Origin of the sequence: Streptomyces sp. NPDC005728 (assembly GCF_040630895.1) — a bacterium.
In the GTDB taxonomy this organism is placed as follows: Bacteria; Actinomycetota; Actinomycetes; order Streptomycetales; family Streptomycetaceae; genus Streptomyces.
The window spans coordinates 54,513-65,890 of sequence record NZ_JBEXYL010000053.1; the positions used below are offsets into that span (position 1 = coordinate 54,513).

At 73.6% G+C, this 11,378-nt stretch carries 6 protein-coding genes; 4 read left to right on the top strand and 2 right to left on the bottom strand.

What is annotated here, in order from left to right; translation table 11 throughout:
• Positions 1-3 precede the first annotated feature (3 nt).
• Entirely contained in the window at positions 4-1,386 is a 1,383-nt protein-coding gene (locus tag ABZ471_RS29830) for an extracellular solute-binding protein (protein ID WP_359070674.1), read from the bottom strand.
• Positions 1,387-1,564: 178 nt separating this feature from the next.
• Complete coding sequence (locus tag ABZ471_RS29835) at positions 1,565-5,479, bottom strand: FHA domain-containing protein (protein ID WP_359070686.1); 3,915 nt, start codon at positions 5,477-5,479, stop codon at positions 1,565-1,567.
• A 343-nt stretch (positions 5,480-5,822) separates the two neighbouring features.
• On the opposite strand from ABZ471_RS29835, the gene ABZ471_RS29840 reads away from it, so the two are divergent.
• From ABZ471_RS29840 to ABZ471_RS29855, 4 genes are all read left to right on the top strand, one after another.
• Positions 5,823-7,478 (top strand): serine/threonine-protein kinase, encoded by a 1,656-nt coding sequence (locus ABZ471_RS29840; protein WP_359070676.1) that lies wholly within the window; start codon positions 5,823-5,825, stop codon positions 7,476-7,478.
• Positions 7,479-7,589: 111 nt separating this feature from the next.
• Positions 7,590-8,825: a serine/threonine-protein kinase gene (locus tag ABZ471_RS29845; protein WP_359070678.1), complete on the top strand. Its 1,236-nt coding sequence runs from the start codon at positions 7,590-7,592 to the stop codon at positions 8,823-8,825.
• A 123-nt stretch (positions 8,826-8,948) separates the two neighbouring features.
• A complete protein-coding gene (prfB, locus tag ABZ471_RS29850; protein WP_359070679.1) occupies positions 8,949-10,055 on the top strand; it encodes a peptide chain release factor 2 in 1,107 nt (368 codons plus the stop codon).
• A gap of 292 nt (positions 10,056-10,347) precedes the next feature.
• On the top strand, positions 10,348-11,223 hold the full coding sequence (locus ABZ471_RS29855; protein WP_359070681.1) for a hypothetical protein: 876 nt from the start codon (positions 10,348-10,350) through the stop codon (positions 11,221-11,223).
• Positions 11,224-11,378: the final 155 nt, after the last annotated feature.

The window sequence follows — 11,378 nt, forward strand, 5'->3', positions numbered from 1 at the left end:
GGCTCAGCTCCCGTTCCCGTAGGCCGCCGCCGCGTCCTTCTCCAGCTTCGCCTGGGTGCCCGCCACGGCCTTCGGGTTCTTCAGGAAGTCCTGCAGGTCCTTCCACTCGCCCTTGCCGGGCGTGCCGCCGAAGGCCTGCGGGGCCTGGTCGGACATGTCGAAGCGGAAGCCGTCGCCGGACGCGATCAGCGCCTTGGCGATGGTCTGCTGCACCTTGTTCGGGTACGCCGAGTCCGGCACGTTCTTGTTCGGCGACAGGTAGCCGCCGAGCCTGGCCTGGATGGTCGCCGCGTCCGGGGAGGCCAGGAAGGTGGCCAGTGCCTGTGCCGCCTTCGAGTCCTTCAGGATCACGGCCGCGTCACCGCCGGAGACCACCGGCGCGGCGGAGCCGACCGCCGGGAAGGGGAACACCTTCGCGTCCGTGCCCACCTTCGCCTTGGTGTCGCCGATGTTGACCTGCGCGAAGTCGCCCTCGAAGACCATCGCCGCCTTCGGCTGGTCGCCGCCGGTGAAGGTCTGCGTGACGGAGGCCGGGAACTCGGTCTGCAGGGCGCCGTCCGCCCCGCCCGCCACATAGTCCTTCTTGCCCCACACCTGGGCGAGCGTGGTCAGGGCCTCCTTCACGGAGGGATCGGTCCACTTGATCTTGTGCTGGGCGAGCTGGTCGTACTTCTCCGGCCCGGCCTGGGAGAGATAGATGTTCTCGAACCAGTCCGTCAGCGTCCAGCCGTCGGCGCCGCCGACCGAGAACGGGGTGACACCCGAGTCGTACACCGCCTGCGCGGCGGTCAGCAGCTCCTGCCAGGTCTTCGGTTCCTTGGCGCCCGCGTTCTCGAACGCCTTGGCGTTGTACCAGATCAGCGACTTGTTGGCGGCCTTGTAGTAGACCCCGTACTGCTTGCCGTCGACCTTGCCGATGTCCTGCCAGCCCTGCGAGTAGTTCTTCTGCAGCTCCTTGAGCGCCTCCGCGCCGAGGGGCTTGGCCCACTTCTTGTCCACGGCCTGCTTGATCGCGCCCGGCTGCGGCAGCAGGGCGACGTCCGGCGGCTGACCGCCCGCGATCTTCGAACCGAGGAAGTTGATGATCGGGTCCTGGGCGGGCACGAACGTCACCTTCGCGCCCGTACGCTTCTCGAACTCCGCCAGGACCTTCTTGAAGTTCTGCTGTTCGGTGCCGGTCCAGACGGCGGCGACCTCCAGGCTCGTGCCGTTCAGCTTCGGCAGGGTGAGGGTGGAGCCGGGGGCGGTGGCCCCGCTGCTCTTGTCACCGTTGTCCTTCTTGTCGTCGCTGCTGGAACAGGCGGTGAGCGCGAGCGCTCCCGCGAGCAGGGCGGCCAGTGTGGCGACGGCCCTGTGTGTCCGGATCGTGCTGCTGTTGCTACGCATCACTTCCCCGTTCGTCGTTCTCCGTTGAACGTCAGAACTCTGTCCCGTGCGGTCCGGTCTACGCCGGGCCGCACAAGGGCGGCAAGAGCGCCTGCGCCGTCCGGCGGTTGATCGTGACCGGCTCGTGATCAGGGAAGTATGCGTACGGATTCCGGCCGACTGCGGCTGCTGATCCCGACTAGAGCAGCGAGGGCACCTCCGCCGCGGCGACCTCACGGGCCGCGCGCTCCACCGCACTCGCCAACAGGGCCAGGTCGGTGGGGCCGTTGCCCAGTTCGCGCACGGGCCGCCGGGTCGGCGGATCGCCCATCCGCTGCCACTCCAGCGGCACGACCGTGGGCCGCTGGGTCGCGGTGCGCGGGATACGGCCTGTCACCCGGCCGCCCTGGAAGCCGACGGCCCGCCCGTCCGCGTACGTGAGCCTGCCCCGCCCCGGCGCCGGCTCGTCAGGTCCTGCCGCGGGCCCTGCCGCCGGTGCGTCCAGCGCGACCCGCAGGGCGGCCCGCCGGGCCGGTTCCGTCTCCGCCGTGCGACCGCCCGACCCGGCCGCGGTCACCAGGTGGACGCCGAGCCGCTCGCCCTCCCTGGCCACCGCCTCCAGTGCCCGCATCACCGATCCGGCGGCGGGCCGGCCCGGCGAGCCGAGCGCGGGGGAGACCAGCGCGTCCAGGTCGTCCACGACCACGACGAGCCGGGGCAGCGGCGGTGCGGCCTCGGTGCGCCGCCGTGCGGCGCCGCCGGGCCGCAGCCGCAGCGTGGAGCTGGGCGGCGTCTCTATGTCTCCGGTACCGGAGACCGCCGGCCGCCCGTTCGGGGAACGCTGGGCGACGATACGGCCCGACACCTCGTGTCCCGCGTGCCACTGGGCGAAGTCCGTCCGGCCCAGCAGCTCCGCGCGCCGCTTCAGCTCGGCGCTCAGCGACTGCGCGAACTCCCGCATGCGGACGGGGTCGTTGGCGATGAGGTGGGTCGTCACATGCGGTATGTCCGTGCAGACGCGCAGCCCCTCACCGCGGCCCGCGCCGGTGCCGACGCCGTCCCGGCCGTCGATCAGCACCATGCCCAGCCGGTCGGGCCGCTCGGCGGCGGCCAGCGAGGCGACCACGGCCCGCAGCAGCTCCGTACGGCCGCTGCCGGCCGGCCCCTCGATCAGCAGATGCGGCCCGTCGGCCACCAGGTCGGCGGTGAGCGGGCCGCGCGGACCGGCGCCGAGCACCGCCCGGGCCCGGCCGCCCAGCGACTCCGTGTCGTCGGCCGCGTCCGCCCAGCGGGCCATCAGCGAGGCAGGGGTGGCCCGGGCCAGGCCCAGCTCGTCCAGCAGCCGTGCCGACTGCGGCAGCGGTACGGCCACGCGCGCGTGCCGCTCGCCGACGGGGCCGTCGGGCCTGAGCGGCGCCAGCGCCCGCGCGAACCGCTCCGCCCAGGCCGGGGAGACGGCGTCCACGGTGGCGAGCGCACCCGCGCCGACGGGGCCGGTCGGCGCGACGCGCATCAGGTGCAGCGTGCCGGCGACCTCACCGCTGAGCAGGGCCACGGCACCGCAGTGCCGCAGGGTGGGCGTGACCGCGCAGGCCGCCTCGTAGGCCTGCGCCACGGGCGAGGCGGGGGTCACGGCCGTGGTCTCGGCGAGGCAGACGACATGGATCCCGGCCCGCGGGCCGGCCACGGCCAGCCGTGCCAGGGACTCCTGCAGGGAGGACCCGCCGGGGTCCCCGTCGACCACGACGACGGTGTACGGGCCCGGGAAGCCGCCCATTGCGTCCAGCTCGGCGCTTTCCCGGGCCCAGGAGGGGCGGCGCGGGGAGGCGGGTGCCGATTCCGCCCGGGCGACGGAGTGCGCCCCCTGGTCCGGGGCGGCGTGAGCCGTCGTAGCGCTCGCCGGGTTCCCCGTGGCGTCCGGGTCCGGTCCGGGGCGGCCGCTCGCCTGTGCCGTCCTCGCCGCGGCGGGCTGGGCCGACCCGCGGCCCGTCGCCGCGAACTCCTCCACCCGACGCAGGAGTTCCTCCGTGCGGGCCGCCGCCTGTTCGCGGTCGTAGGCCAGCAGCAGGCGGCAGTCCTGGCCGTGGCCCGGGCGGACGTGCGGGAGCCAGCCCAGCCAGGACCACTCGGCCGTGCGCTCCTCCTCCGGGCGGCTGCGGTCCGCGCTGATCAGGACGACCTCGAGCAGGTCGGGGGAGTGCAGCGCGGCCAGCTGGGCCAGCGCCGCGCGGGCCAGCCCGGACAGCCGGGGGCGCGGACCGGCCAGGCCCAGCGCACCCGCCTCGCGCAGCGCCGCGGTCACCGGTACGGCGGGCAGCACGCCCGAGCCGTCCGGTGTGTTGCGGTCGGCCGTGCCGAGCCGCACCGTCAGGGCCTCCGGATGACCCGGCGTCCGCTCCCACAGCCGGGGTCCGGGACCCAGCGCCGTCAGCAGCAGCGCGGCGGGGTCCGGCCAGGCCTCCGGCAGCTGCGGGACCTCGGCCGCCGGGGTGCGGGCCTCCGTGGCGCCGTACCTCTCCTGCCCGGCCGACGGCTGCTCCGAGCGCCCGCCGGTCAGCCGCCGTGCCCACGCGCCGAGCCCGCCCCGGCGACGCCCGCCCTGCGGAACGTCGGTGCCCCGGAGGGGAGTGTCCTCGCGGCCACTGCCGCTTCCCGCGGGTGCGCCGGACGACTCGCTGTCCGGCACCGGGCGCGCCCCACCGGCGTATGCGCCCTCGATGCCGTCCGGCCCGCCGACGCCGTAGCGCCCCGCATGGGTGTCACCACCCCGGGAAGCCGAACCGGGCCTCCTCCCGTGGGCGGAGGATTCACCGCCGGACCGGCCGGCTCCGGAGCGGCCTGTGCCCGAGTTTCTTCCGTCCGACGCCGAACCGGGCATCCCGGCTGCCGGGTGTGCGCCGACTGGGCCGCCGGACTCGTGGCGCCCCGCATGCATGTCGTCGCCGGAGGAAGCCGCCCCGGGCCTGGCCGGTGCGGAGGGGGAGCTGCCCGTCCCGCCGGCCCCGTGGCGGCCTGCGTCCGTTCCGCCGCCGGAGGCCGCGCCCGGCGCTCCCGCGCCTCCCGCCCGGCTCTCGATACGCGGCGCCCCGGCCTGACCGGGTACCACCGGCTCTTCCCCGCGCCGGTGTTCCTGACCCTCCGCGCCTCCGCCCGAGGCGCCCCAGCTCGCCGTGCCGTACGTGTGGTGCGTCGGCCCGGAGGGGCCGTGGGCACGCGTGCCCGGCGCCGCTTCCACTCGCGCGTGCCCGGCAGCGCCCGCCGCTGCGGACCCTGGCGCCTCGGTCCTGGAGCCCGTCGTCCCGCTCCCGGCCCCTCTCGCACCAGCCCCGGAGCCCGCCGCACCGGCGCCGCCCGAGGAACCGGCCGCGCTCCCGCCTCCGGCCCCCGGCGCGGGATCACCCCCGAAACCCCCTGCCTCACCAGGACCGGCCTCTTCGCCCCCCAGGGCGACCCGTACGCTGCCCTCTCCGTCCGGTGCCGTCCGTACCCGGGCGCCGGGGCCCACGGACGGAGTGACCCGCAGGGCGGACTCGCCGATCCTCAGGAGAGCCCCCGGAGGAAAGCGCACCGGCCGGTCGCTCACGCGGGTGCCGTCCAGGGCCGTGCCGTTCGTGGAGCCGAGGTCGGCCACCGAGACACGGCCGTCCGCGGCGACCGTGACCGCGCAGTGGAGGCGGGAGACGTCCGGGTCGTCCAGCGGGACGTCGGCGTCGGCGGAGCGGCCCACGGTGATCCGGCCGCCGTGCAGCAGATGCACCCCGCCCGCGTCCGGGCCCGCGACCACGTGCAGCTGGGTCGGGGCGTCGTCCAGCTCGGGATGCGGCTCGGGGGCCGCAGGGGCGCCCAGGGACAGCACGGCGCCGTCGACCAGGGGAGGCTCGCCGAGGGCGCAGCGCCGGGGGTCCAGCCGCTCCGCGCCCGCGTACAGCACCACCGCGGCGCTGCCCGCGTCCCGGCCCGTGCCGCCGTCTCCGGTGACCGCCGCAGCCAGTGCCGACGCCACCGCGGACAGGTCCGTGCCCGCGGGCGCCGTCACCAGCACGTCACGGCTCGCGGAGCGGCCCCGCTGCGGGGACGGGCCCAGCGGATCTACGACGGTCAGCCGGATCTGCATCGCCGTCAGCGGTCCCTTCTGCCCGGGCGCGGACATACCCCCACCCCCGCACGAGCACGTCGGCCAGTACTGCACGCATCCTCGCACCTGTCACTGACAGCGTGCCCGCGGCCCGGTGCCAAGTGATCTTGATTGGTCAGCTCTGCCCCCAAAAGTGCCTGACCGAAAGCGCATCGATGATCAGTTGAGATCGGTCACGTCCGGCAACTGGCAACCAGGAGACCGAGGCGAGCGTCTTTCCTTCGAACATCGACGGGAACGCTTACGTAGTGCCCTTGGGGGCGGCACTACAGTGGGCCGGAACACCGGAACACAGGCGAACAGACAGCAGGGAGCGCGGAACGTGCGGCCAGTCGGCAGCAAGTACCTGCTCGAGGAGCCGCTCGGACGCGGCGCCACGGGCACCGTCTGGCGTGCCCGCCAGCGCGAGACCGCGGGCGCCGAGGCGGCCGTGGCCGGTCAGCCGGGCGAGACGGTCGCCATCAAGGTCCTCAAGGAGGAGCTGGCCGGCGACCCGGACATCGTGATGCGGTTCCTGCGCGAACGCTCCGTCCTGCTCCGGCTCACCCACCCCAACATCGTCCGGGTCCGCGACCTGGTCGTCGAGGGCGATCTGCTGGCCCTGGTCATGGACCTCGTCGACGGTCCCGACCTGCACCGCTACCTGCGCGAGAGCGGCCCCCTCACCCCGGTCGCCGCCGCGCTGATGACGGCGCAGATCGCCGACGCCCTCGCCGCGAGCCACGCCGACGGTGTCGTCCACCGCGACCTGAAGCCCGCCAACGTGCTGCTGCGCCAGCACGACGGCCTGCTGCACCCGATGCTGACCGACTTCGGCATCGCCCGCCTGGCCGACTCCCCGGGCCTGACCCGCACCCACGAGTTCGTCGGCACGCCCGCGTACGTCGCGCCGGAGTCCGCCGAGGGCCGCCCGCAGACCTCCGCCGTCGACATCTACGGCGCCGGCATCCTGCTGTACGAGCTGGTCACCGGCCGCCCGCCGTTCTCCGGCGGCACCGCCCTGGAGGTCCTGCACCAGCACCTGAGCGCCGAGCCGCGCCGCCCCTCCACCGTCCCGGACCCGCTGTGGACGGTCATAGAGCGCTGCCTGCGCAAGAGCCCCGAGGAACGGCCCAGCGCCGAGAACCTCGCGCGCGGACTGCGGGTCGTGGCCGAGGGCGTCGGCGTGCACGCGAACGCCGCCCAGATCGCCGCCGCCGAGGGCGTCGGCGCCCTGCTGGCCCCGGACCCGGATCCGACGGCCGTCCCGGGCGTGCCCGGCGCCGCCGACCCCACCCAGGTCCTGCCGACGAACGCGCCGCAGAACGCGTACGGCCAGCACGACCCGAACGCCGCGACCAGCTTCCTGCCCCACACCGGCGGCCCCGCCGGCGCCGCCGACCCCACCGCGGTCATGCCGCCGGTGCCCCAGGGGCAGCCGGGCCAGCAGCCCGACCAGCCGCACCCCTGGCAGACCCAGCTCCGCGCCGCCCGGGACCGCAACGAGCAGACGCAGGTCCAGTACCTCGCCCCCGACGAGGACCCGCTGCGCCGCCGCCCCCAGCGGCAGGTCGCGCGGCCGCAGCAGCAGCCGCGCCCGGCCCCGCAGGCGCGCCCGCAGCAACCGCAGCAGCGCGGCAGGCAGCGCCCGCCGGCCGGATACGGCTACCCGCAGCAGCAGCCCCAGCAGTACGCCCCGCAGCAGCAGCCGCAGCGGTACGCGCCCCCCGCGCCCGCCCCCGAGCCCCAGCGGCCCGCACGCGAGCCCCGGCCGGCGCGGCAGCGCAGCGCCAACCCGACGAAGATCCCCGGCCTCGGCTGCCTGAAGGGCTGCCTGTTCACGATCGTCATCCTGATCGTGGCCGGCTGGCTGGTCTGGGAGCTGACCCCGCTGCACACCTGGGTCGGCCAGGGCAAGGGCTACTGGGACCAGCTGAGCGACTGGTCCGGGAAAGTGGGCCACTGGCTCAAGAAGCTGGGCTCCTCCTCCGGCAATTGATCGCTGGTTTGCGGATTTGTCGACACCTGGCGGGTGATTTCCGTCTCCGCGGTGAAGGTTGGCTCCTCGGACGCGTAGTTTTAGCGACAACACGCGTCAGTAGGAGCAGTCTTGGCACGGAAGATCGGCAGCCGGTACACCGCCAACCAGATCCTGGGACGGGGCAGCGCCGGCACGGTGTGGCTCGGCGAGGGACCCGACGGCCCCGTCGCCGTCAAGCTGCTGCGCGAGGACCTCGCGTCCGACCAGGAACTCGTCGGACGCTTCGTCCAGGAGCGCACCGCGCTGCTCGGTCTCGAGCACCCGCGCATCGTCTCCGTACGCGACCTCGTGGTCGACGGCAACGACCTGGCCCTGGTCATGGACCTGGTGCGCGGTACCGATCTGCGCACCCGTCTCGAACGGGAGCGGCGACTCGCGCCCGAAGCGGCCGTGGCGATCGTCGCGGACGTCGCGGACGCGCTCGCGGCCGCCCACGCAGCCGGGGTCGTGCACCGGGACGTGAAGCCCGAGAACGTCCTGCTGGACATGCAGGGCCCGCTCGGCCCGGGCGGCGCCCACCCGGCGCTGCTCACCGACTTCGGCGTCGCCAAGCTGATCGACTCGCCCAAGCGGACCCGGGCGACGAAGATCATCGGTACGCCCGACTACCTGGCGCCGGAGATCGTCGAGGGCCTGCCGCCGCGGGCCGCCGTGGACATCTACGCGCTCGCCACGGTCCTGTACGAGCTGCTCGCCGGCTTCACACCCTTCGGGGGCGGCCACCTCGGCGCGGTGCTGCGCCGGCACGTCACCGAGACCGTCGTCCCGCTGCCCGGCATCCCCGAGGAGCTGTGGCAGCTGATCGTGCAGTGCCTGGCGAAGGCGCCCGCCTCCCGGCTGCGCGCCTCGGAGCTGGCCTCCCGGCTGCGGGAACAGCTGCCGATGCTGGCGGGGATGCCGCCGCTGGACGTGGACGAGCCGGACGCGGGCCTCTCCGAGGAAGAGGCCGAGGACGTTCCTCCGGCACCGGTCGGCTCCGGTGAGCCCGTACGGCGGCGAGGGGCGGTCTCCCTCGTCACCGGAGCCAAGCCGGACTCCAACCGGGACACGCACACGTCGATGAGGGTGCCCGCGGCCGACGAGCTGGCCGGGGGTGCCCACGGGACGGCACGGGCGCCTCGCGCGGCCGGGGTGCCGCGGCCGGGGTCGGCACGGCACCGGGCGGCGCTGCGGCGGCGCCGGATCACGTTGGGCGTGGCCGGGGTGGCCGTGGCGGCCGCCGTGGGCGTCGGTGCGTGGCTGGCGTCCGGCTCCGGTGACGACGACCAGCCGACCCCGCCCGCCCACAGCACGTCGGCCCCCTGAGCGCCCCGGGGGCTCTGCCCCCTGGACCCCCGTCGGCCCCCCGTCCGGCCTCCCGCCCGCCCATCTCGGTCCGCCGAAACGTGACCGTCCCTGGCTTCCCGGCGGAGCCGTTACGCTGGAGGCGTGGCAGTCGTCGATGTATCCGAAGAGCTGAAGTCCCTCTCCTCGACCATGGAGTCGATCGAGGCCGTCCTGGACCTCGACAAGCTGAGGGCAGACATCGCCGTGCTCGAGGAGCAGGCGGCCGCGCCGTCCCTGTGGGACAACCCGGACGAGGCGCAGAAGATCACCAGCAAGCTCTCCCACCTCCAGGCCGAGGTCAGGAAGGCGGAGGCGCTGCGCGGCCGGATCGACGATCTCGCCGTCCTCTTCGAGATGGCCGAGGAGGAGGACGACCCGGACACCCGCGCCGAGGCCGAGTCCGAGCTGGCGGCCGTGCGGAAGTCGCTGGACGAGATGGAGGTCCGGACTCTGCTCAGCGGTGAGTACGACTCCCGTGAGGCACTCGTCAACATCCGCGCCGAGGCCGGTGGCGTCGACGCCGCCGACTTCGCCGAGAAGCTCCAGCGCATGTACCTGCGCTGGGCCGAGCAGCGCGGCTACAAGACCGAGCTCATCGAGACGTCGTACGCCGAAGAGGCCGGCATCAAGTCGACCACCTTCGCCGTGCAGGTGCCGTACGCCTACGGCACCCTCTCCGTGGAGCAGGGCACCCACCGACTCGTCCGGATCTCGCCCTACGACAACCAGGGGCGGCGCCAGACGTCCTTCGCCGGTGTCGAGGTGCTGCCCGTGGTCGAGCAGACCGACCACATCGAGATCGACGAGTCCGAGCTGCGCGTGGACGTGTACCGGTCCTCCGGGCCCGGCGGCCAGGGCGTCAACACCACCGACTCCGCGGTGCGCCTCACCCACCTCCCCACCGGCATCGTGGTCTCCTGCCAGAACGAGCGGTCGCAGATCCAGAACAAGGCCACCGCGATGAACGTCCTCCAGGCCAAGCTGCTGGAGCGGCGCCGTCAGGAGGAGCAGGCCAAGATGGACGCCCTCAAGGGCGACGGCGGCAACTCCTGGGGCAACCAGATGCGTTCGTACGTGCTGCACCCTTACCAGATGGTCAAGGACCTGCGGACCGAGTTCGAAGTGGGCAACCCGGAGGCCGTGTTCAACGGCGAGATCGACGGTTTCCTGGAGGCCGGCATTCGCTGGCGCAAGCAGCAGGAGAAGTAACTTTGTCGACATGACAACTGCCGCCCTCGAGGGCGGCAGTTGTCATTTGTCTGGGTTTTACATCACACTCACAGGCTTCAAGTCCGCGCAAACATCGCTCCATCGGACATTGCGCGCGCAACGGCCTTGACGTTGCTTTGAAAAATGGGAAGGCTGAAGCGTGGCATGCGTATCTCTGGGGCGCATGTGAACCGGGGGAATTGACACGGATCTCGTCACAGCTACCTCCGTCGATCACGGCAAGCCCCACGCACCGCCTCGTTGACGAACAGCTACTGGGGGTAGCAACCATATGACGAAGAAGACGCGGATCCGGGTCGCGCGGATAGCCGCCGGCGCCGTGATCGCGGCCGGTGCCTCGCTGACTGCCGCGGGTGCCGCCTCGGCCCTGGACCTCGGTGTCGAGGCCGGTCCCATCACCATTGGTGTGAGCACCGACGGCAACACTGACGGCGGCGACTCGACCGGTGCCTCGGTGGGTGTGACGGAAGGCACGTCCAGCGGTACCTCGGAGGGCACCACGGGCGGCGACTCCAGCACCGGAGGCGACTCCAGCACCGGAGGCGACTCCAGCACCGGAGGCGACTCCAGCACCGGCGGCGACGCCAGCACCGGCGGCGACGCCTCGATCGGCGGTGTCATCGGGGGTGGCGACAGCTCCGGTGGCACCACGACCGGTGGCGACGACAGCACCGGTGGTACGACGACCGGCGGCGACGACAGCACCGGTGGTACGACGGTCGGCGGTTCCGACAGCTCCGGTGGCACCACGACCGGCGGTGGCGACAGCTCCGGTGGTACGACGACCGGTGGCGACGACAGCACCGGTGGCACCACGACCGGCGGCGACGACAGCACCGGTGGTAACGGCAACTCGGGCGGCACCGGCGGCACCGGCAGCACCGGCGGTAACGGCAACACCGGCGGTAACGGCAACACCACCCCCGACGGTGGTGGCAACGACAACGCGTCCCAGGAGGAGGGCTCCTCGGCCCTCACCGACACGGGCTCGGACACCACGGCCCAGGGCGGCGACAAGCAGCTCGCCGAGACCGGTGCCGGGCAGACCGCGTTCCTGCTCATCGGCGCCGCGACGATGATCGCCGGCGGCATCGGCTTCCGTGTCCTGCCGCGTCTGGCGAACGGCCGGGGCGGCGCGGCCGCCTGAGCCCAGCCTCACGGTCACGCACTGTATGCAGCGCGTAGACGGAAGGGCCCGGAGCGTCACGCTAGCGGCGCTAGGGACAAGAGTGAAGCTAGCAGAGCTTCGACAGAAATGCTAGCGATGCTAGAATCACGGCCATGACGATCCGGACGCGCCGG